Annotated in this window: 18 protein-coding genes; 5 read left to right on the top strand and 13 right to left on the bottom strand. The window is 70.8% G+C overall.

Translation table 11 applies throughout. The features are described from left to right. Positions 1-13 precede the first annotated feature (13 nt). On the top strand, positions 14-670 hold the full coding sequence (locus tag J2X21_RS10105; protein ID WP_310327986.1) for a sigma-70 family RNA polymerase sigma factor: 657 nt from the start codon (positions 14-16) through the stop codon (positions 668-670). After that, positions 670-1,362, top strand: coding sequence for an anti-sigma factor (locus J2X21_RS10100; RefSeq protein WP_310327985.1), 693 nt, complete (start codon positions 670-672; stop codon positions 1,360-1,362). The genes J2X21_RS10105 and J2X21_RS10100 overlap by 1 nt, the downstream gene beginning before the upstream one ends. Before the next feature lie 12 nt (positions 1,363-1,374). Here J2X21_RS10100 and J2X21_RS10095 read toward each other — a convergent pair whose 3' ends face one another. Continuing rightward, the gene (locus J2X21_RS10095; protein WP_310327984.1) at positions 1,375-1,869 is read right to left on the bottom strand and encodes an MOSC domain-containing protein; all 495 of its coding nucleotides are present in this window, start codon (positions 1,867-1,869) and stop codon (positions 1,375-1,377) included. Positions 1,870-1,982: 113 nt separating this feature from the next. Here J2X21_RS10095 and J2X21_RS10090 point away from each other — a divergent pair, with 113 nt between their 5' ends. Further along, entirely contained in the window at positions 1,983-2,648 is a 666-nt protein-coding gene (locus J2X21_RS10090; RefSeq protein WP_310327982.1) for an N-acyl amino acid synthase FeeM domain-containing protein, read from the top strand. 10 nt (positions 2,649-2,658) lie between these two features. Here J2X21_RS10090 and J2X21_RS10085 read toward each other — a convergent pair whose 3' ends face one another. The 11 genes from J2X21_RS10085 to mdcA all read right to left on the bottom strand — a co-directional run bounded on the left by J2X21_RS10085 (position 2,659) and on the right by mdcA (position 16,499). Further along, positions 2,659-4,743: an alpha/beta hydrolase domain-containing protein gene (locus J2X21_RS10085; protein WP_310327980.1), complete on the bottom strand. Its 2,085-nt coding sequence runs from the start codon at positions 4,741-4,743 to the stop codon at positions 2,659-2,661. A gap of 67 nt (positions 4,744-4,810) precedes the next feature. Next, positions 4,811-6,445 (bottom strand): glycoside hydrolase family 30 beta sandwich domain-containing protein, encoded by a 1,635-nt coding sequence (locus J2X21_RS10080; protein WP_310327978.1) that lies wholly within the window; start codon positions 6,443-6,445, stop codon positions 4,811-4,813. 18 nt (positions 6,446-6,463) lie between these two features. Next, positions 6,464-7,369, bottom strand: coding sequence for a PEP-CTERM sorting domain-containing protein (locus tag J2X21_RS10075; protein WP_310327977.1), 906 nt, complete (start codon positions 7,367-7,369; stop codon positions 6,464-6,466). A gap of 79 nt (positions 7,370-7,448) precedes the next feature. Next, on the bottom strand, positions 7,449-10,178 hold the full coding sequence (locus J2X21_RS10070; RefSeq protein WP_310327975.1) for a TonB-dependent receptor: 2,730 nt from the start codon (positions 10,176-10,178) through the stop codon (positions 7,449-7,451). A 193-nt stretch (positions 10,179-10,371) separates the two neighbouring features. After that, positions 10,372-11,271: an acyltransferase domain-containing protein gene (locus J2X21_RS10065; RefSeq protein WP_310327974.1), complete on the bottom strand. Its 900-nt coding sequence runs from the start codon at positions 11,269-11,271 to the stop codon at positions 10,372-10,374. Then, positions 11,271-12,110 (bottom strand): triphosphoribosyl-dephospho-CoA synthase, encoded by an 840-nt coding sequence (locus J2X21_RS10060; RefSeq protein ID WP_310327973.1) that lies wholly within the window; start codon positions 12,108-12,110, stop codon positions 11,271-11,273. The genes J2X21_RS10065 and J2X21_RS10060 overlap by 1 nt, the downstream gene beginning before the upstream one ends. Then, positions 12,107-12,760 carry a malonate decarboxylase holo-[acyl-carrier-protein] synthase gene (gene mdcG, locus J2X21_RS10055; protein WP_310327972.1) on the bottom strand — a complete coding sequence of 218 codons (654 nt, stop codon included), beginning with the start codon at positions 12,758-12,760 and terminating at the stop codon, positions 12,107-12,109. The genes J2X21_RS10060 and mdcG overlap by 4 nt, the downstream gene beginning before the upstream one ends. Next, entirely contained in the window at positions 12,757-13,458 is a 702-nt protein-coding gene (locus tag J2X21_RS10050; protein ID WP_310327971.1) for a biotin-independent malonate decarboxylase subunit gamma, read from the bottom strand. Before J2X21_RS10050 ends, mdcG begins: the two co-directional genes overlap by 4 nt. Beyond that, positions 13,458-14,318 (bottom strand): biotin-independent malonate decarboxylase subunit beta, encoded by an 861-nt coding sequence (locus J2X21_RS10045; RefSeq protein ID WP_310328343.1) that lies wholly within the window; start codon positions 14,316-14,318, stop codon positions 13,458-13,460. The genes J2X21_RS10050 and J2X21_RS10045 overlap by 1 nt, the downstream gene beginning before the upstream one ends. Next, positions 14,318-14,635 (bottom strand): malonate decarboxylase acyl carrier protein, encoded by a 318-nt coding sequence (gene mdcC / locus J2X21_RS10040; RefSeq protein ID WP_310327969.1) that lies wholly within the window; start codon positions 14,633-14,635, stop codon positions 14,318-14,320. Before mdcC ends, J2X21_RS10045 begins: the two co-directional genes overlap by 1 nt. 199 nt (positions 14,636-14,834) lie before the next feature. Further along, positions 14,835-16,499 (bottom strand): malonate decarboxylase subunit alpha, encoded by a 1,665-nt coding sequence (gene mdcA / locus J2X21_RS10035; RefSeq protein ID WP_310327968.1) that lies wholly within the window; start codon positions 16,497-16,499, stop codon positions 14,835-14,837. 237 nt (positions 16,500-16,736) lie between these two features. Between mdcA and J2X21_RS10030 the strand changes: the two genes are divergently transcribed. Further along, positions 16,737-17,690, top strand: a complete 954-nt coding sequence (locus J2X21_RS10030) for a Bug family tripartite tricarboxylate transporter substrate binding protein (RefSeq protein WP_310327967.1) — start codon at positions 16,737-16,739, stop codon at positions 17,688-17,690. A gap of 14 nt (positions 17,691-17,704) precedes the next feature. Here the strand turns inward: J2X21_RS10030 and J2X21_RS10025 are convergent, their stop codons facing one another. Beyond that, positions 17,705-18,637, bottom strand: coding sequence for a LysR family transcriptional regulator (locus J2X21_RS10025; RefSeq protein ID WP_310327966.1), 933 nt, complete (start codon positions 18,635-18,637; stop codon positions 17,705-17,707). Positions 18,638-18,791: 154 nt separating this feature from the next. Between J2X21_RS10025 and J2X21_RS10020 the strand changes: the two genes are divergently transcribed. Next, entirely contained in the window at positions 18,792-20,393 is a 1,602-nt protein-coding gene (locus tag J2X21_RS10020; RefSeq protein ID WP_310327965.1) for an MFS transporter, read from the top strand. The last annotated feature ends 7 nt before the right edge of the window (positions 20,394-20,400 follow it).

Below are 20,400 nucleotides of genomic sequence, written 5' to 3'. Positions count from 1 at the left end.
CGTAGAAAGGCGCATGACGCCCGCCGACCCGCCCGCCCCTCCGCCCACGCCCCAGAGCTTCGCCGACGCGCGCCTCGCCGCGCTGATGGCCGGCGTCGCCGCGGCTGACCGGCGAGCGTTCGACGAGCTGTACCGTAGCACCAGCGCGGCGCTGTTCGGCACCGTGCTGCGCATCTGCCGTGACCGCGGCCAGGCCGAGGAGGTGCTGCAGGAGGTCTACATCACCGTGTGGCGCCGGGCCGCCGCCTTCGACGCGGCGCAGGGCCGGGTGCTGCCCTGGCTCACTGCGATCGCGCGCCACCGCGCCATCGACGCGCTGCGCCACCAGGCCAGCCAGCCCGCCACGGTCAGCCGCCATGGCGGGCTGGATGACGACGAGGACGGCGACCTGCTCGCGCTGATGCCCAGCGACCAGCCCGGCCCGCTGGACCTGCTGGACAACGCCAGCCGCGCCCACGCGCTGGAGCGCTGCATGGGCGAACTCAGCCACCAGCAGCGCAGCAGCCTGGCGCTGGCCTACTACCAGGGCCTGTCGCATGCCGAGGTGGCCGAGCACATGCGCCAGCCGCTGGGCAGCGTGAAGAGCTGGGTGCGGCGCGGGCTGCAGAGCCTGCGGCTGTGCCTGGACCGCGCGGCGCAACGCGTCGGCGCGATGGGGAGAGTGGCCTGATGGACTACGCGCACCCGCAACGTGCCGACCGACTGGCCGCCGAGTACGCGCTGGGCAGCCTGCGCGGCGGCGCACGCCGGCGCTTCGAGCGGCTGCTGCCGTCGCACCCGGCGCTGGCCGCCGCGACCGCCGACTGGCAGGACCGGCTGCAGCTGCTGGCCGGGCAGATCGAGCCCGTCACGCCGCCTGCCAGCGTCTGGCTGGCCGTGCAGACGCGGCTGTTCGGCGCCGCCAACGACGCCCAGGCCGCGCCGCCCACCACGGCGCGGCTGCGCCTGTGGCAAGGCTTCAGCGCCGTGGCGCTGGCCGCGTCCGTGGTGCTGGCGCTGCAGCTGGCAAGGCCGCAACCCGAGGCCGCGCCGGTGGTCGTCGTGCTGCGCAGCACGCCGGAAGGCGTGGACCGCGTGCTGACCGGCTTCGTCGCCAGCGTGTCGGCCGACGGACGCACGCTGGTGCTGAAGCCGCTGGCACCGCTGGCCACGCAGCCGGGCCGCGCGCTGGAGCTATGGGCCGTACCGCGCCAGGGCGAGCCGCGCTCGCTGGGCCTGGTGCAGGCCGGCGACGTGCCCACCACCGTGCGGCGCGCCGGCCTGCTGGACGGCACGCAGGCCTTCGCGGTCAGCCTGGAGCCGGCGGGCGGCTCGCCCACCGGGCGGCCGACGGGGCCCATCGTGTCCGCGGGCGGCATCTGAGGCCTGCCGACACTACGGCACCACGCTGACCCCATCGCCCACGCGGACGGCGCCGCTCTCCAGCACGCGCGCGGTCATGCCGCCGTGACCGCGCATCGCCGCGTAGCCGCCGGCGCCTATGACCTCCTCCATGCGCGAGCAGGGGTGGCAAGGCCCCACGATCTGTATCAGCGCCTCGCCCACGCGCAGGCTGGCGTTCTTCAGCGACAGCAGGTTCAGCCCCGACACGACGAGGTTGCGGCGCAGATCCACCGGGTCAATGGCGCCGGTGCGCGCGAACGCGGCGATCAGCGGCAGATGTTCCTGCTGGATCAGCGTGACCTGCCGCGTGGACAGCTCGGCCTCGCCGCGCAGGCCCAGCCGGTCGTCGGCCAGGCCGATGCCGGCCAGCGCCTGCGTCTCGGTGACGAGCCGGGCCGGATCGCGCGGTGAGCCGCGCACGACGATGGCTTCGATGCGGCCCTGGATGTGAGCCGGCGGTGTCATGAGGTCGCGCAAGGTCTTCATGCCGCCATCATCGGCCCGTTGAAACAAACGCAACGCCCGCCCGTCGCCGCCGAAGCCAAGTTGAAACACCGCCACCCGACAGTGCAGCCTCGACTCGCAACCCCGGTGGCCCCATGTTTTCCGTTTTCAACGACCGCAGCCGCGAAACGCCGCTGGCGCTGAACAGCGACTTCGGCGCGCTCGACGGCCATGCGCTGGAACTGGTGCAGCGGCGCTACGTCGAACGCGGGCTGGCCGTGGCCGGCGAGCGTTTCAGCAGCCGTCATGAGGCCGGCGATGTCGTCTGCACCGCCCAGCATGGCGCGCAAGTGGTGGGCACGCTGACCGTGCGTTTCGACGGTTCGAACGGCCTGAACGCCGACCTGCTGTTCGGGGACGAGCTGCGGACCTGGCGTGCCGCCGGGGTGTCGCTGTGCGAGTTCGGCAGCCTGGCGGTCGACCGGCAGGCGCCCGACTCCCGGCTGTTGCTCGCGCGTCTCTTCCACCTGGCCTACCTCCACGCGCACCGCCGCGCCGGCTGCGAGCGCGGCGTCATCGAGGTCCACCCGCGCCACGTCGCCTTCTACCGCCGCCTGCTGGGCTGGCTGCCGCACTCGACGGCACGTCACAACCCGCGCGTCGACGCGCCGGCGGTGTTGATGAGCTTCGAGCTGTCGATGGTGCGAGCGCAGATCTCGCGCTGGGGCGGGCAACCGGCCTTGCAGGCCCAGGCCCGCAGCCTCTACCCGCTGGCCTGGGACGCGGCCACGGAGGCGGCCGTCCTCGCCAAGCTCGGCTGAGCACGCTCCTTCAACGATTCGGCAGCAGCAACGGCGAGACCTTGCCCGCGTTGGCGCGATAGATGTGCTCCGCGTCCAGCGGCAGCAGCAGGCCCTGGCGCACCAGCGCCTGCGTCGCGGCATGGAACTTCGCCAGATAGTCGGCGCGGCCGGCGTAGCGCTCGGACAGCGGCGCGCGCGGATCACCCGGCGCCTTGGTCGCCGCGTCGACGGCGAACGGGATCGCCGCGCCCGCCGCGCTGCAGCCCTCGCCTTCGGCATGCCCGGCGCCGCGCAGGTTCCAGCCCAGGTAGGTGGCCAGCGGCACGGCGACCTCCGGCGTCGCGATGCCGGCCGTCTCGTTGCCATCGGCGTCGACGGCCGCCACGAGCTGCCGGTAGGGCTTGGACAGCTGCACGCGCGGGATGCCGTCGACATGGTCGGTGACGAACAGCGCGCTGACCCGGCCGGTGCCGGCCAGCGGCACGGGCACCGGCTGCGTGGCGCTGCCATCGGCCACCTTCGGATGGGCCGACGCCGGCGGCGGCGTGCCGTGCACGACCCAATGCTCCAGCGCGACGGCCAGTGCGCGCTCGATGGGCGTCATCGTGACCGGGCTGTTCGCGAAGCGGCAGGTGCTGCCGCTGTCGGGCGGCTTGACGAGGCCGGTCATCACGCCGCCGCCGCCGCCATGCTGCGTGCCGGGAACGAAGTAGTAGCGCACGTTGGCGGGCAGTGGCACGTCGCGGCCGGCGCCGTCGGTCACATTCAGCGAGCCACGCCCGCCCCACCATTCAAAGCTGCCGTCGATCTGCATGACCTTGGGGCAGGTGCTGTCGGCCTGGCAGCGCTTGAGCAGGCCGTCGTGGCGGCCGCTGACGGGGTCGGTGAAGCTGGCGTAGCTGAACGGGAACTGGTCGCCCTGCATGAAATGGTCTTCATGCTGACGCGACCAGCGGCCCTGCTGCGCGAAGCGCACCGCCGTCCACGTGCGGCGGCCGCCGGGGATGACGGCCAGCAGGCCGTCGAACACGGGCTTGCCATCGGTGGCCTTGTTGAAGCCGAGGTAGAGGAAGTCGCGCAGGAAGCGGCCCGACTGCGACGTGCCCTCGCCCAGCACGGCGTCGAAGTTGGTGGCCGGGTCGGCGGGGCAGTCGCCGCCCACCGCGCAAGGCGCGGCCTTCATGTCGTTCAACGGGTTGGGCTGGCCCTGCGCGTCGGTGTTGGAAGACTTCAGGAAATGCAGCAGGTCGCGCACGGCGGCGAAGCCGATCGCCGCGACGCGCGGTTCGGCGGCGCGGTAGACGAAGCTGTAGATCGTGCCGGCATCGGGCGCCACCGTGCCGCCGCCGGCCACGGGCAGCGCCGCGGGCGGCGTGAAGCGCACGGCGACCGTGCCGTTGGGCTGGGTCACGTACTGCCAGTCGGTGACCGGGGCGGACGGCGTGCTGGCGTAGTCGGCCAGGCCGTCGGCATTGCGCCAGGCCGCGCGGGCGGTGAACTGCACCTCGCTGCGGTCGGTCATCGAGGCGGGCCGGTGGTTCAGCGTCAGCGTCGTGCCGCCGCCGGCCTGGTCGGGGATGAACTCCTCGCGGCTCATGCCGGTCAGCGGTTTGCCGTCTGCCGCGGTGGCGATGGGGAAGCGCGTTCCGAGCGCCGCCGTCGCGCCGCGGCCGGTCTGCTCGACGTCGCCCTGCCAGCCGCTCCACACCACCGTGTAGCCGCGCCGCAGCAGCGACGGGAAGTGGGCACCGGGCGCCGCGCCATCGGTCAGCGCGCCGCCGCCGATGAACACGCCCTGCCCCAGCCGGCCGCCGCGGTTGACGACGTCGTAGAACAGGATGCGCCGCGCGTCGCGAGGCAGCTTGGGGCGCAGCACGGCGGCGTCGGTCGAGTAGCGCACCCACCCGTCCGCATCGCGTGGCGCCAGCGGCAGGTCGACGATGTCGGCGTTGTCGGGGTGGGCCGGGTCCAGCCGGCCATGAACGATGGCCGTGATGACGACGTAGGGCCCGGCCGCGCCGACCGGTGTGGCGCCGTTGTAAGCATCCTGCGTGGCGACGATCTCGAAACGGTCGACGACACCGGCCGGCGCGGCCAGTGCGCCGGCGCTCATCAACGCAGGAACAAGAAACGAGGTCAGCAAGCGCATTCGAGGTCGGTCCTTTCAGCAGCGCGGCAGCTTACCGCCAGGTCAGCGTCGCCACGCCCGATGCGGGCAGCGTGACGGACACCGAGCGTCCGTTGAACACCGTGCGGAAAGCGCCCGCCGTGCTGCTCTGGTTCAGCACCACCATGGCCTTGCTGCCGTCGGCATTGCGGAAGGCGGCGCTGATGAAGCGGCCGTCGCTGCTGTTGCTGGACGCGATGCGCTCGGCGCCCGGCTTCACGAAGCGCGCGAAGTGGGCGATGGCGTAGAACTCCTCGTTCAGCGTGACGTTGCCGGTGCTCTGGTCAATCGTCACGACGCCACGGCAGGCGTTGCAGCCGCCGTTGTGCGGCTGACCGGTCGGGTCCAGCGCCAGGTTCCACAGCAGCACGGTCTTGGCCCAGTTGCGCGTGCCACCGATGAACATGTTCTGCATGTTCCATTTGAGGTTGCTGCCGAAGTTGCCGACGCCGATGGAGCCTGTGCACTCCGTCAGGTAGATGCTCTTGGCCGGGTAGGCGTTGCGCATGCCGGTCATCGCGCTGACGCTACCGCCGTAGCAATGCCAGGCCGAGCCCTCGTAGTAGGGCTGGCCCTCGTTCATGACAGCCTTGGGGTACCAGTCCAGGTTCCAGTTGTGGTCGAAGGTGAGCAGCTTGACGCCCGTGCCGCTCATCTTGGCCGCCAGGTGGCCGCGCACGAAGTTCAGCTCGTCATACCACTCGTACTTGGCGCCCGGGTAGCTCATGGGCTCGTGGCGCGGCTCGTTCTGGATGGTCATCGCGTCGAAGGTGATGCCGGCGGCCTTGAAGTCGTCGAAGGTGCGGCGCAGATAGGTCGCATACAGCGGGTAGTGGTCGCCGCGCAGCTTGCCCCAGCCCAGCGCCTCGCTGGTCTTCATCCAGGCCGGCGGGCTCCAGGGCGAGCCCATGAAGCTGAGCTGCGGGTTCAGCGCCTTGGCCTGCAGCGCCAGCGGGATGGTGGCGGCGCGGTCATGGTCGATGCTGAAGTCCGCGAGGTCGCAGCACGTGTCGTCGAAGGTGTAGTGGTAGGTCGAGAAGTCCGACGCGCCCAGCGGCAGGCGCAGGTAGCTGATGCCGGCCTGGCCTTCGCCGCTGCCGAACAGCGTCTGCATCAGCGCATCGCGCTGCGTCGCCGTCATACGGTTCTTGATGAGCCAGGATGACGAGCCGGTCAGCGCCGCACCGAAGCCGGCGATCTGCTGGTAGCGCGTGGCTTCGTCGACGCTGATGGTCGTCGCGTCCACGGCGGCGTTGCTGTCGAAGGAGCGCTGGCCGTCCCAGGACAGCAGGCGGCTGCGGTCCGGGTGCGTCACCCACACGCTGGCCTGGGGCGGCGGCTGGGTGATCTGGTAGGACGAGGTCTGGTTGTCGAAGTCGGCCGGCAGCGTGGCGGCGTCGACCGTCAGCTCCAGCACGCGGCCCGTGTGGTTGGCGTGCTCGTACAGCTTCACCGACGCGCCCACCGGCACGCGGACCGAGCTGATGCGCTCGTTCCACACGCGGCCCATCAGCGGGCTGCCGGCGTCGGCGCAGAAGGCTGCGCCGCGGTACTGCGCCAGCTCGAAGAAGCAGACCGAGGCGGCCTGAGCGGCACCGGCCGAGGCGGCGATGAGGGCCGCGGCAAGGGTTCTCGCGAGAGTGTTCATGGTTTCTCCTTCCGGGTATCAACGACGGATGCGGCGGCGGGTTGCCGCAATAGCCAGCAGGCCGGCGCCCAGCAGCGCGAAGCTGCGCGGCTCCGGCACGGAGCTGGCCGTGACGATGCGGAATGGCGCGATGCCGTCGCCGGCCGCGGCCGAGCCGAAGAAGTCGCTCGCATCGCCGTGGAAGGCATACGCGCCGCCCTTGAACGCGGCGCAGGGCGTGCTGATGCCGCAGTCGAACTCGTACAGACCCACATGGGCCGCGGCGCTAGCCCACATCTCGGCGATGACGTCGACCGACTGGCCGGCGGCCAGTACGCCCAGGTCCACGCGATGGTCGGCCGTGACCCAGTCGTAGGCACCGTCCAGGCCGTCGTCGGAGCCGCCCGAGAGGTCGACACCGCTGCGCGTGAAGGCGAGGCCGGCGGCGGTCTGCTGCAGGCTGGCGCCGGAACTGAAACGCGTGGTGCCACCGACCTGGATGCGGGCCGCGTAGCTGCTACCGACAAGCTCGGTGCCCGCAAGCGGCGCATGGGGCGACACGTTGGTGAACAGGCTGCCGCCGGCGATGCTGAAGTACAGGCTGTACTGCAGCGCCGTCGCGCTGTCGTTGGTGATGACATAGCGCAGACGCGCCGAGCTGTGCGCGTCGGCGACGCCTTCGGCCGCGCTGTGCACGGCGTAAGCGCCGTTGCGGTTGGCCCAGCCGACGCTCCAGCCGTTGCCGGCGTCCGGTGCGGTCTCGGACGTGGTGCTGCCGGCAAAGACCGGCGAGGTGGTGGTGTCGGGCGTGCCGGCGTTGCCGTTGGCGCTGGCGCCGGACGTGGCCAGCGGGTTCAGCGCGACGGGCAGCGCCTGAGCCGGCAGGCTCAGTGCGGCGACCAGCGCCGCGGCAGCGATGAAGGAAGGCTTGTGGTGTGCAGCCATGGCAAGGAGCTCCTCGTGTCGTGGAGAAGAACGGAAGAAATAGACCTGCGCCGCGGCGGCGCAGGCCAAGGCCGCGAACTCAGAACCTGTAGTTCGCGCCCACCAGGAACTGGCGGCCGTAGGTCGTGTAGCGCTCGGGCAGCGTGGCGTCGGGGTTCACCGAGCCGCTGCTGATGCCCACGCGGGTGCGGTAGGAGCGGTCGTTCAGGTTGTTGACCTGCAGCGTCAGCGACAAGCCCTTGAACGCACCGTCGTCGAAGCGGTAGCCCAGCTGCGCATCCATCACCGTCTCGCCCGAGATGCGGCTGGCCACGTTCTCGCCGAAGGTGCCGCGCACCGTCGTGACGAAGGGCGAGCGATGCCGGCTGCCGAAGCGGGCCGAGAAGCCGCTGCGCTCGTAGTACAGCGTGAAGTTGGTGGCGCTGCCCGACAGACCGTCCAGCGGCTTCTTCACGTCGTTGCCTTCGTGCAGCGTGCTGCGCGTGTTGGAGTAGCCGATCTGGATGCCGATGCCGTCCAGCGCCGGCGTCAGCAGCGAGCCATCCAGCGTGCCGCTGAACTCCGTGCCGGCCACCATGCCGCCGCCGCCGTTGGCCTGCGTCGTCAGGTTGCCGATGTTGGACACGGGAACGTTGGTGGTGTTGTTGGGGAAGCCGGTGAAGTCGAAGTCGATGACGCGTGAGTAGACGAAGTTCTTCAGGTTCTTGTGGAAGGCCGCCACGGCGAAGTAGCTGCGCTTGCTGAAGTAGTGCTCCAGCGACAGGTCCACCGCGTCGGCGCGCCAGGGTTCAAGGTTGACGTTGCCGCCGTTGCCCTGCCACATCTTGGAGGTGTTGTTGACGGTGATGCCGGAGTAGCCGGCCCGCATGTCCTCCACATTGGGCCGAGCGATGACCTTGGCCGCGGCGAAGCGCAGCAGCGTCTTGGGCGTCAGGTCCATCACGAGGTTGAAGTTGGGCAGCGTGTCGGTGTAGCTGGTGCCGCCCGTCGTTTTGACGGGCGTGCGGGTGACGGAGTTCCACAGCATGCCGTTGCTGGACTGGTGCGAATGCACCACGCGCACGCCGACGTTGCCGTGCACCGGCACGCCCCAGTGGAAGTCGAAGCCGGCGCGCGCGTAGGCGGCCGACACCTCTTCCTTGACGGTCCAGATGCGGCCCGGCGCCTGGTCCACCGCGGCGGCGGCCGTCGTGTAGAGCGAGTTCAGAGCGCCCTGGAAGTCGAAGGCGAGCATGCGGATGCTGCTGCCGGCAAAGCCCAGGTCCACCGGTTCGCGCAGCAGCTCGGTGGGCACGGCCGTGGGTGCGCGGTTGTTCTTCAGGTAGTAGTAGACCTCCGTGCGGTTCATGCTCTTGTTGCGTTCGGAGAAGGTGGCGCCGGTCTCGACACTGTTCAGCCAGCTGTTGTCGAAGCGGCGCGCGGCCGACAGCTTGATGGTCTTGATGTCGTCCTTGACCCGAGGGAACTGGCTGCGGCCGTCACGGCCCCAGTTGGTCGGGTCGCGCAGCAGGATGCTGCGCGTGTCGCTGAAGTCCACCGTGGGGTGGAAGACCGAGCGTCCATCGCCGGTCTCGATGGCGGACGGCCCCAGGCTGATGGGCGCCGAGAAGCCGGCCTGCAGCTCGGCGTTCTGCTCGTTGCGCTTGGCCATCGCGTAGTTCAGGTCGGCCACCAGGCGCCAGTCGGCCAGCGTCAACGCGTTGTTCCAGCCGATGGCGCGGATGTTGTCCTTGCGTTGGTTGAAGCTGGTCAACGCCACGGGCTTGAAACCGCTGATGGTGCCACCGGTGATGATCTTGTTGCCGTCCACCATCGTCGTCTCGACGCTCTGGTAGGTGGTGCCGGCGGCGCGGGTCAGGTCGCCCATGACCGTGCGGCGCGCCTCGGTCTGCTCGAAGCGCGAGTAGTACAGATCCAGCGTGCTGTGGAAGGCGGCGTTGGGCTTCCACTCCAGCACGGCCAGCAGGCCGTCGCGCTTGCGCTCGCGCGAGGCCACGCCCAACTCCATGCCCTGCAGCGCGATGGCGTCGTCCGGCGTGCCGGGAATGGCGATGGCCGGCTTGGTCCACCACCAGCTCTTGTAGTGCTGCTCCTGGCTGGGCGACTCCAGATGCGCAAAGCCCACCGCCACGCCCAGCGTGCGGCCGGCGAACTGGTTCACGTAGGACGCGTTGAGCCGGTTGCCGTTGGCCGACACCTCGGGGTTGAGCTTGCCGTTGTCGTTGCGCTCCAGCCGCGCGCCGATGACGACCTGCCGCCGGCCGTAGTCCAGCGGCTTGAGGCTTTGCATGTTGACCGTGCCCGACAGGCCCTGCGCCGACAGGCTGGCCTCCGGCGTCTTGTAGACGGCGGCGCGGGTGATGAGCTCGGACGGGAATTGATCAAACTCCACCGAACGGTTGTCGCCGGTGCTGACCATCTCGCGGCCGTTGAACAGCGTCACGCCGTAGCGCGGCGCCATGCCGCGGATGCTGATGACGTTGGCGCTGCCGCCCACGCGCTGCATCGTCAGGCCCGGCAGGCGCGAGATCGCGTCGGCGATGCTCACGTCGGGCAGCTTGCCGATGTCCTCGGCCGAGATGGTCTCGACGATGGAGTCGTTGTTGCGCTTGGCGCTGATGGACGACTCCAGACTGGCGCGAAAGCCGGTCACGGTGACGGTATCCAGCTTCCTGTCGCCGGCCGGCGGCTGGGCGGGCGCGTCGGCCTGGGCCAGCGCGGCGGCGGCCAGGCCAAACAAGCCCAGGCAGGCCAGCGCCGTGGGGCGCAGTCCGGAACGATGGACGGAACTCGGGGCGCGATGGCGCATGTCTTGTCTCCTCTTTTATGCGGGCTGGTCCGGTCAGGCGAGGTGCTGGCGGCCGGCTGGTTCTTCATTCATGTAGCATGATTGGAACCGGTTCCAATCAGCGGCCGCAGTCTCCGAGCGCCCGTCCGGGCGATCAATCAACCTGAATGAGCAACCGTTACGCGAGCTGCAAAGGTCGTGGGTTAACCCGCAATCAGCCGAGCTGGCGGCGCACCCAGTCGGCCACGCCGTCCGGGCCGCCGAACTCGTCGACCGAGCGGACCGGGATGCCGGGATGGCGCTCACGCCACATTGCCGCCAGCGAGGCGCCGGGGCCGGCCTCCAGCACGCAGCGGGGCTGGCGCTCGGCGATGGCATCCATGCATTCGTCCCAACGCACGGTGCTGGCGATCTGCCCGGCCAATGCGGCGCCCAGTTGCGCGGGCTGGCGCTGTGCCGCCGCGTTGAAGTTGCAGACCACGGGCACGCGCGCCGGCCGCAGCGGCGTCGCGGCCAGTCGCTGCGCGAACGCGGTGGCTGCGGGTGCCATGGCGGGCGTGTGCGAGGCGATGGCGATGGGCAAGCGCGTGCAGCGCAGACCTGCGCCGGTCCAGCGGGCAGCGCAATCGTCCAGCGTGGTGGCTCCCCCGCCGATGATGACGCGCTCGGCGCTGATGTGGATGGCGATGGGCAGTTCCTCGACCAGCCGCGCGGCACCGGGGCCTTGCACGGCAAGCAAGCCCGTAGCGCGGCCCGCCACGGCCGCGTCCATGGCCTGTGCCCGAGCAGCGGCCAGCGCCAGTGCGGTGTCGGCGTCGAACACGCCCGCCGCCGAGCAGGCGGCCAGTTCGCCAACGCTGTACCCCGCAACGACGCCCGGCACAGGCAGTCGGGCCGCCAGCGCCTGCCAGGCGGCGACGCACACGCCCGTCAGCAGCGGCTGGGCGACGGTGTTGCGGTGCAGCCAGGCCGCGTCGGCCAGACCGTCGCGCCAGTCGCGCCCGAGCTGGCGGGTCAGCGCTTGCAGCAGCGGCGCGGCCTCGGGCCGTGCGTCCAGCCAGGGCAACATGCCGGCATGCTGGGCGCCCTGCCCGGGGAAAAGCAGCGCGAGCATCAGCCCAATCGTTGCAGCCAGCACGCGGCGGCCAGCGTGTCGGCGGCGCCGCCGGGAGACAGGTTGCGGCGCACGAATTCCGTGGCGATGGCCTGAGCTGCTTGCGGACCTTGCGCGGCACCACCGTTGGCAAGGTAGCTGCGCGCCGCGTTCTGCGCAAAGCGCAGGCCTGCCAAGCCGCCGCGGTGGGCCAGGTTGCTGTCGTCCAGCTGCGCGATGACGGCGAACAGCGTGTCCAGTTGCGCCGCTTCGGGAGCGAGACCGCGGGCCAGGCCGGCGCGCAGCGCGGGCACCGCGACATCGAACAGCGTCGGGAAGCCCATGGCCGCTTCGGCCGACGCGCTGCGCAGCCCCAGGCGGCGCGCGGCGATGCCGCCGGGCAGCGTGGACGGTCGCGTCGCGCGGCGGGCCAGCGCGTCACCCCAATGCCGGTCCAGCGCGGCGCGCAAGCCTTGCGGCGTGGGCTTCTCGCCCCGTGCCGCCAGCGCGCCGGCCGATGCGCACAGCAGGCCCAGCATGAAGATGGCGCCACGGTGCGTGTTGATGCCACCGGTGGCCGCCAGCATGCGCGCTTCGGCGGCGATGCCAGCCTGCTCCAGCGCGTCGAATGGCGCCTGGGCCGCACCCAGCTCGGCGATGCGCACGACGTAGCCGCGCAGCGCGAACAGGCTGCGCATGAAGCTGTGGGCATCCATGTCGGCATGGCTGCCGCGGTCGGTCAGCGTGACGAGGCCGGGCTTGGGCGACAGCGCCAGCTCGTCGTACAGCGCCAGCGTGGCGGCGCGGCCGATCTGCTGCGCGCTGGGCGCGACGGTGGCGTGCGCGAGACGGGCGCTCATGCCAGCGCCTCGCTGGGTTCCGGCGTCTCCAGCGATGCGCCGTGCAGCCGTTTCACCAGCAGCGCCTGGGCGCGGCCGGCGCGCCAGGCCTGCCACTCGCGCCAGGCAATGCCGCGGTCACCGGGAAAGATCAGCTCGCCGTCCAGGCGGCAGCCGGTGGACGAGAACGCGGCGAGCGCTGCGGCGACGGCGTCGGCCTGCTCGGCGTCATTCACCGCCACCCACAGGTCCAGGTCGGAACCGTCGCGCAAATGGTCCAGCCCGCTCAGGTGCTGCCAGCCGTGACTGCCGTAGACACGCGCCGTCGCGCAGCAGCCCTGCAGCGCCACGGCCAGCTGGCGGGCTGGCATTCGCGCAGCCGCGGGCAGTTGGGCAGTGATCTTCTCCAGCCGCGGGAACTCGTCGAAGTACAGGACCTCGGCCCGCGTCACGCGCAGCGCGAGGCGCCGGCGGTTCCAGCGCGTCGGGGCGCTGAGGCCCAGTGCGATGCCATCATCGCCCGGTGGCTGGCGCGTGACGACGACGGGCAGGCCCTGTGCGGCCCAATGCAACAGGCAGGCCCTCGCCTCGTCATCCCAATCACCGTCCAGCAGCCTCTGCCAGCCGGCGTGCGACAGCCACGCGATCTGGTGGCGATGCAGCGGGGTCATGGCGCGTCCAGCACCTGCTGCGCAACGCTGGCGGCCATGCGGCGGCCCCCTCTTGCGGCGCCGTCCTGGGCGCGGCGGTCTTCGGTCGGCGCGTGGGCCAGCGCTTCGCGCAACGCGTCGGCCAGGTCGCCCCGCCACAGCTGGCGCACGCCGCCCATCGCCACGTAGTTGCCCACACCGGGCGCGAATACCGGGTTGGATTCGGACAGCTGGGCCAGCAGCGCCTCGGGCAGCTTGGTCACCCGTGCCATGGCCGGCAGCCGCATGACGCGGATCTCGGCCTCGGGCAGTGCGTCGCAGGCGTCGGCGATGAGGCCGGACGTGATGAAGCCGCCGGACAAGGCCTGGTCATACACCAGCCCCAGCACGCGGTGGCCGCGGCGGCGCGCGAGGTCGATGCACATGCCCAGATGCGCCATCGCGCGGTTGATGCCCAGCAGCTCGTCGCGGCGGCGCAGCTGCTGGCCTTGCGTGTCGATGAGCAGCAACAGCGCGCGGCCGGGGTGCTGGGCCATCGTGTCCAGCACCACGCGGGCCTGGGCCAGCGCCAGCTGCACGCCGATGGGCGCGTGGTCGGTGGTGCCGATGACGGTCAGCGGCCGGCCGTCGAACTCGACGCTGCCGCGCAGCAGGTGGCCGTCGCGCGTGACGCCATGAGCGGCGCCGAACAGGCGGGTGGCGAGCGTCTGCCAGTCCATCAGCGGACTCCCAGGGCCAGCACGGCGGCCACGTCGAGGTCGGGGATGCGGGCGGCGTCGGCCACGCCGAGCGAGGCCCACAGCGCGATGCCTTCCGCACCGTCGAAACGGAGTCGCGCTGCGATCTTTGCGTGTTCCGCTTCAAGTGCATCCAGCGTGACAGGTCTTGCTGAATCCAGCGCCGCGATGGCGGCCGCACGGAAGGCCGCCACGTCGTCCTCCACCAGCGTGTCGCAGTCGCCCGTCAGCCAGCGGTGCTTGCCGCCTGTGGCACGCCACACCAGCGCGCGGTCGCGCGAGTCGAACTCCTCGACGCCATGCGAGGCCTCGATGACCTCGGGGCCCGACATGGCGAGACGCCCGATGTCGCTCATGACGATGTGGTCCGCGCAGCGCGCGACGATGCCCATGCCGCCGAAGCAGCCATTGGCGCCGCCGATCAGCACGACGACCGGGATACCGGCCGCGCGCACGTCCAGCAGCGCGCGCATGACCTCGGAGACGGCGATTAGGCCAGCATTGGCCTCGTGCAGCCGCACGCCGCCGGATTCGGCCAGCAGCAGCACGGCGCGCGGCCTGTCCCGCAGCGCGCGCTTGAACAGGCCCACGAGCTTGGCGCCGTGGACCTCGCCGACGCCACCGCCCATGAACTCGCCCTCCTGTGCGGCGACATACACCGTGTGGCCGTCCAGCGTCGCCCGACCGATAACCACGCCGTCGTCGAAGGCCGCGGGCAATCCAAGCTGCGCGAGGTGCGGGCTGGTCAGGCGCTGCGCGGGCGGCAGCCATTCATGGAAGCTGCCTTCGTCCAACAGCCAGGCCAGCCTTTCGCGGGCGGAGCACTCTGCATACGAGGTGATCATGGCTTCAGCTCCTGCGCCGCCTGGTCCAGCCGCAGGCTGACGACGGCGGGTGTGGCGCCCATGTCGTGGATGGACAGCAGCACGCCGGCCAACTGATGGCGCTGATGGAAGTCGTGCGCGACGGCGGCCCAGATGGCGCCGAAGCCGCGCGCCGAGGTTTCGATGTGGATGCGGCAGTCGCTGCCGGCGGCGGGCTCCAGCAGCACTTCGAGATTGCCGGATCCAACGACGCCAACGAGCACCGGCGTGAAGGCGCCGGCCGGCCGCGTGCCGGGGAAGGTGTAGTCCAGGGTTTCCAATCCGGGTGCGTTCATCTCAGTTGTCCATCATGGTGCTGAACGCCGTCCACGGCGCATGAAACTGCGGGCCGGGCGCTGGGCCGCCCCAAGCCGGCCAGCAGGCGATGTGCATGCGACCCAATGCCGCGTGCATCGCCGTCCCCTCGGGGGACCGACTGGGCTTGCCGGCGTGCAGCCGGTGCAAGACCGGGCGAGGGGTCTCTCATCGTGGACCTCACCAGTTGCGGAAGCGCTTGGGCGGGCTGTAGAGGCCGCCCGACGCGCGCACGAGGTCGCGCATGCTGCGTGCGGCGAGCAGGTTGCGAGTGGCGTCGCGCGAATCGATGCCGAGGTCGATGGGCCGCTTGATGACGCCACGGTCGCGCAGGTTCTCCACCATGCGCGCGTCACGTGCCAGCCCCACCGCCGTGTAGCCGGCCACGCCGCGTATGGCCTGCTCACGTTCCTCATCGCTGCGGCACAGCAGCAGATTCGCGATCCCTTCCTCGGTCAGGATGTGGGTCACGTCCTCGCCGTAGATCATGATGGGCGGCAGGTCCATGCGGGCCTGCTCCTGCAGCGTCCATGCGTCCAGGCGTTCGACAAAGGCGGGCTGCATGTGCTCGCGGAAGGTCTCCACCATCTGCACGACCAGCTTCTGGCCGCGTGGCGTGCCGGCCGCACCTTGTCGACCGGCGCGGGCCTGCTCGCCGGCCTTCAGCCAGGCCGGGCTGGCGTGGCGGCGGCCGCGCGCGTCGGCGCCCATGTTGGGCGCACCGCCGAATCCGGCGATGCGGCCCAGCGTCGCGGTGGACGAATTGCCCTGCAGGTCGATCTGCAGCGTGGAGCCGATGAAGAGGTCGCAGGCATAGTGGCCGGCGGCCTGGCAAAAGGCGCGGTTGCTGCGCAGGCTGCCGTCGGCGCCGGTGAAGAACACGTCGCTGCGCGCGCGGATGTAGTCCTCCATGCCCAGCTCGGAGCCGAAGGAGTGCACGGACTCCACCCAGCCGGCCTCAATGGCGGGAATCAGCGCGGGGTGCGGGTTCAGCGCCCAGTGCTTGCAGATCTGGCCCTTCAAACCCAGTGACTCGCCGTAGGTAGGCAGCAGCAGCTCGATGGCCGCCGTGTCGAAGCCGATGCCGTGGTTCAGCCGCTGCACGCCGTACTCGGCATAGATGCCCTTGATGGCCATCATGGCCATCAGCACCTGGATCTCGCTGATCTGCGCCGGGTCGCGCGTGAACAGCGGCTCGATGAGGTTGGGCCTGGGCGCCTGCACGACGAAGTCCACCCAGTCGGCCGGGATGTCGATGCGCGGCAGCACGTCCACGATCTCGTTGACCTGCGCGATGACGATGCCGCCCGAGAAGGCCGTGGCCTCGACGATGGCCGGCGTGTCCTCGGTGTTGGGGCCCGTGTAGAGATTGCCCTGCCGGTCCGCCGCGTGCGCCGCCACCAGCGCGACCTTGGGCGTCAGGTCGACGAAGTAGCGCGCGAACAGTTCGAGGTAGGTGTGGATGGCGCCGATCTCTATGCCGCCGCTGCCGACCAGCTTGGCCAGCCTGGCCCCTTGTGGTCCGGAGAAGGAGAAGTCCAGCCGCTTGGCGATGCCGCTGTCGAACACGTCCAGGTGTTCCGGCAAGGCCAGCACCGACTGCACCATGTGCAGGTCGTGCACACGCTGCGGGTCCACCTGTGTCAGCGCCTGCGCGAGGAAGTCGGCCTGCTTCTGGTTGTTGCCTTCCAGGCAGACGCGGTCGCCGGGCTGCAGCACCGCCTCCAGCAGCGGCACGGCGGCGGCGGTGGCCACCAGCCGCCCGTTCAAGCCCGAAAGGCTGGCGGCCCGCGACAGGCGCTCGCGGCGCTGCTGGTCACGCCGGTTCCAGGCGGGGGCGTTCATCCGGTTCTCCTTGGTTACGCCGGCAGTATGGGAACGCCCCCACCGCCGATCAATCAACTTCGGCGACCAACCTTTACCCCGGCCGCAAGTGTCGGCCGCTGAACGTTCCGCTTTGCGTAAGTGTTCGCCGGCCCGGCTGATTGATCCGCCGACGGCCGCGCGCTTACCGTGCGACGCCCGCACCGCGCTGTGCCATCAGTGCACCGGCAGCCGGCCCACACAAGAGGAGACATCACGATGAAACGCCGCACCCTTCTGCCCGCGATGCTGGCCGCCCCCTGGCTGGCCCAGGCGCAGGGCAACAAGCCGCAGACCTGGATCGTTCCCTTCCCCGTCGGCGGCGGCACCGACGCCTTCGCACGGCCGCTGACCGCAGCGCTGACGCGCCAGATGGGCCGCCAGGTGCTGATCGACAACAAGGGCGGCGCCGGCGGCACGGTGGGCGCCGGCTTTGCCTCGCGGCAGGCGCCGGACGGCAACAGCTTCTTCATGGGCGCGGTGCACCACGCGATCGCGCCGTCCATGTATCCGCGGCTGGACTACCGGCTGGAAGAGGACTTCATCCCCGTCGCGCTGCTGGCCAGCGTGCCGCAGGTCATCGTCGTGCACCCCGGCCAGCTGCCGGTGCCCGACCTGAAGGGCCTGCTGGCCGCGGTGCGCGCCAAGCCGGGCCGGCTCAACTACGGCTCGGCCGGCAACGGCACCTCGCATCACCTGGCGGGCGAGCTGTTCAAGTTGCAGACCAAGACCTTCATCACCCACATCCCCTACCGCGGTGCCGGTCCGGCGCTGCAGGACCTGGTGGCCGGGCAGGTCGAGCTGATGTTCGATGGCCTGGGCTCGTCCAGCCCGCACATCAAGACGGGCCGCGTGAAGGCGCTGGCCGTGGCGGGCGCCAAGCGCGCCGTCGGCTTCCCCGACGTGCCCACCGCCGCCGAGGCCGGCGTGCCGGGCTACGAAGTGTCGACCTGGTACGGCCTGTGGGCGCCCAAGGGAACGGCCAAGGAGGTGATCGCGGCCATGCAGGCCGAGCTGCGCACGGCGTTCGCCTCGGAGGAGATCCGCAAGATCTGGAACGGCCTGGGCGCGGACACGCCCAACCTCTACGGCGATGCCTTCGGCCAGATGGTGGCCGCCGAGACCAAGCGCTGGGCCGAGGTGGTGAAGCGCTCGGGCGCCAAGCTCGACTGAATCTAGGTTGGAGCTCAGCCGCGCGGCGGCGCGGCCTCCAACTCCGCCGAGTGGCTGCGGCAGGCGGCCAGCAGTGACAGCAGGTTGGGGTCGCGCTCGCGCGTGCGCAGGAAGCACACGCTGATCTTCTGCCGCATCTGGAAACGCGGCTGCAGCGGCACGAGGCAGACATTGCGCGGCAGCACGCCGCGGATGCGTCCGGGCAGCAGCGTGCAGCCGATGCCACCGCCGACGAGATTCATCAGCGAGAAGATGTCGTTGGTGGTCATGGCCACGTGGGGCTCAAAGCCCGCGACGCGGAACGCATCGACGAAGCGGTCCTGCGTGACATAGCCCTCGCCCAGCGACACGAAGCGCTCGTCGGCGCAGCGGCTCAGGTCGATCTCCTGCTGCTGCGCATAAGGCGACTGCGCCGGCGCGGCGAAGAAGATGTCGTCCTCGAACAGCAGCTGCGACTCCACGTCGCCGGCACCCTCGGGAAAACCCATCACCGTGGCATCGACGACGCCGTCCCGGAGCTTGCGCAGCAGCTCGCTGTTAGAGCCCAGCACCAGCTCGGCCTGGATGTCGGGCTTGCGCAGCCGCAGCGCCATGATGAGGGCCGGCACGGTGCCGCTGGTCAGCGAGTACAGCGAGCCGATGCGGATGCGGTCCGCCGCGTAGCCGGCGATCTCGCGCGTGGCGCGTATGCCGTGTGACATGGTCTGCAACACCTCGCGCGCCACGTCGGCCAGCGCATGGGCCGCGTCGGTGGGTTGCAGGTTGCGGCCCTCCAGCCGGAACAGGCTGCAGCGCGTGCCCGTCTCCAGCGAGTGCAGCGCGCGGTGCACGCTGACCGCGCTGATGCCCAGCCGCTCGGCGGCGCGCGCGAGGTTGCCGCTCTCCATGAAGGCCAGCAGGATCTCGAGCTTGCGGAAGGTGATCTCGTCGTCGATACGGTTGAGCATGGCGGCGCATCGTAGCGACGGAACCCCACGGTTTGGAAGGCCGCGTGGCGCCGGGCTACTCCACGGAGAGCATCTGCGCCTCTACCAAATGGCCGATGCGAACTACGCCCGTTTACGGATCCCGCGATGGCGCCCGCTCACGACACTGGCGGCCATGGCCGGCCCCGACACCCACGCTTCTCCCGCACCCGCCCGCTCCAGCAGCTTCGCGCCGCTGCGCCAGCCGGTGTTTGCCCTGCTGTGGGTGGCCGCGGTCATGGGCAATCTGGGCACGTTCATGCGCGACGTGGCCAGCTCATGGATGGTCACGGAGTTGTCGGCCAGCCCCGCCGCGGTCGCGCTGATCCAGACGGCGGCCACGCTGCCCATCTTCCTGCTGGCCATTCCCGCCGGCGTGCTGTCAGACATCCTCGATCGCCGCCGCCTGCTCATCGCGCTGCAGGTCCTGCTGGGCGGCGTCAGCGGCGCGCTGCTGCTGTTGTCTGCCACGCAGACGCTGACCGTCGAATGGCTGGTGCTGCTGACCTTCGTGGGCGGCGTCGGCGCGGCGCTGATGGGCCCGACCTGGCAGTCCGTGGTACCCGAGCTGGTGTCGCGGGATGAGCTGAAGAGCGCGGTCGCGCTGAAACCGCTGGGCATCAACATCGCGCGCGCCGTCGGCCCGGCCATCGGCGGCCTGCTGCTGGCCAGCTTTGGCGCTGCCACCGCCTACGGGGCCGACGTGCTCAGCTACATCTTCGTCATCGCCGCGCTGCTGTGGTGGAAGCGCCCCGAGGCCAAGGAAGACGGCCTGAAGGAGCAGTTCGGCGGCGCACTGCGCGTCGGCCTGCGCTACGCGCGCGCCAGCCGAGAACTGCACGTGGTGCTGCTGCGCTCGGCCGCGTTCTTCCTGTTCGCCAGCTCCGTGTGGGCGCTGCTGCCGCTGGTGGCGCGCCAGATGCTCGGTGGCACGGCCGGCTACTACGGCGTGCTGCTGGGAGCCGTCGGCGCGGGGGCCATCGTCGGCGCCTTGCTGCTGCCGCGCCTGCGCGGCCGGCTCGGTGCCGACGGCCTGGTGTTGCTGGCCTCGGGGCTCACGGCGGGCGTGATGGCGGCGCTGGCCGTGGCCCCGCCGCGCTGGGTGGCCGTGCTGCTGATGGGGGTGCTGGGCGTTGGCTGGATCGTCGCGCTGACCACGCTGAACGGCGTGGCCCAGGCGGTGCTGCCGAACTGGGTGCGTGGCCGAGGCCTGGCGATCTACCTGATGGTGTTCAACGGCGCCATGGCCGCGGGCAGCCTGTCATGGGGCCTGGTGGCGCAGGAAGTCGGTGTGCCGCTGACGCTGCTGCTCGGCGCGGGTGGGCTGGCGGTCATCGCGCTGGCCTTCCATCGCATCAAGCTGCCCACCGGCGAGGCCGATCTGCAGCCCTCCAACCACTGGCCGGAGCCTCTGCTCAGCGCGCCTGTCGCGCATGACCGCGGCCCCGTGATGATCCAGGTGGAGTACCGCATCCGCCGCGACGACCTGCCTGCGTTCCTGCAAGCGATGAAGCACGTCGAACGCGAGCGCCGCCGCGACGGCGCCTATGCCTGGGGCGTGGCGGAGCACGCCAGCGAGCCCGAGCGCGTCATCGAATGGTTCCTGGTGGAGTCCTGGGCGGAGCATCTGCGCCAGCACCACCGGGTCTCCAGGGCCGATGCCGAGATGCAGGCCGAGGCCCTGCGCTTGCACATCGGCCCGGACAGGCCGCGGGTGGAGCACTTGCTGGCACTCTGAGCGGGCT

This window comes from Roseateles asaccharophilus (assembly GCF_031458115.1).
Classification (GTDB): domain Bacteria; phylum Pseudomonadota; class Gammaproteobacteria; order Burkholderiales; family Burkholderiaceae_C; genus Pelomonas; species Pelomonas asaccharophilus_A.
Note: the sequence above shows the minus strand (reverse complement) of the source record. Positions and strands in the feature narration are given on the sequence as shown.

Coding starts and splice junctions, on each gene's coding strand:
- J2X21_RS10095 (WP_310327984.1), bottom strand. CDS start 1,869: ATGAAGACCTTGCGCGACCTCATGACACCGCCGGCTCACATCCAGGGC.
- J2X21_RS10065 (WP_310327974.1), bottom strand. CDS start 11,271: ATGCTCGCGCTGCTTTTCCCCGGGCAGGGCGCCCAGCATGCCGGCATG.
- J2X21_RS10080 (WP_310327978.1), bottom strand. CDS start 6,445: ATGAACACTCTCGCGAGAACCCTTGCCGCGGCCCTCATCGCCGCCTCG.
- J2X21_RS10050 (WP_310327971.1), bottom strand. CDS start 13,458: ATGGACTGGCAGACGCTCGCCACCCGCCTGTTCGGCGCCGCTCATGGC.
- J2X21_RS10020 (WP_310327965.1), top strand. CDS start 18,792: ATGGCCGGCCCCGACACCCACGCTTCTCCCGCACCCGCCCGCTCCAGC.
- J2X21_RS10075 (WP_310327977.1), bottom strand. CDS start 7,369: ATGGCTGCACACCACAAGCCTTCCTTCATCGCTGCCGCGGCGCTGGTC.
- J2X21_RS10105 (WP_310327986.1), top strand. CDS start 14: ATGACGCCCGCCGACCCGCCCGCCCCTCCGCCCACGCCCCAGAGCTTC.
- mdcA (WP_310327968.1), bottom strand. CDS start 16,499: ATGAACGCCCCCGCCTGGAACCGGCGTGACCAGCAGCGCCGCGAGCGC.
- J2X21_RS10025 (WP_310327966.1), bottom strand. CDS start 18,637: ATGCTCAACCGTATCGACGACGAGATCACCTTCCGCAAGCTCGAGATC.
- J2X21_RS10030 (WP_310327967.1), top strand. CDS start 16,737: ATGAAACGCCGCACCCTTCTGCCCGCGATGCTGGCCGCCCCCTGGCTG.
- J2X21_RS10070 (WP_310327975.1), bottom strand. CDS start 10,178: ATGCGCCATCGCGCCCCGAGTTCCGTCCATCGTTCCGGACTGCGCCCC.
- J2X21_RS10060 (WP_310327973.1), bottom strand. CDS start 12,110: ATGAGCGCCCGTCTCGCGCACGCCACCGTCGCGCCCAGCGCGCAGCAG.
- mdcC (WP_310327969.1), bottom strand. CDS start 14,635: ATGAACGCACCCGGATTGGAAACCCTGGACTACACCTTCCCCGGCACG.
- J2X21_RS10090 (WP_310327982.1), top strand. CDS start 1,983: ATGTTTTCCGTTTTCAACGACCGCAGCCGCGAAACGCCGCTGGCGCTG.
- J2X21_RS10100 (WP_310327985.1), top strand. CDS start 670: ATGGACTACGCGCACCCGCAACGTGCCGACCGACTGGCCGCCGAGTAC.
- J2X21_RS10085 (WP_310327980.1), bottom strand. CDS start 4,743: ATGAGCGCCGGCGCACTGGCCGCGCCGGCCGGTGTCGTCGACCGTTTC.
- mdcG (WP_310327972.1), bottom strand. CDS start 12,760: ATGACCCCGCTGCATCGCCACCAGATCGCGTGGCTGTCGCACGCCGGC.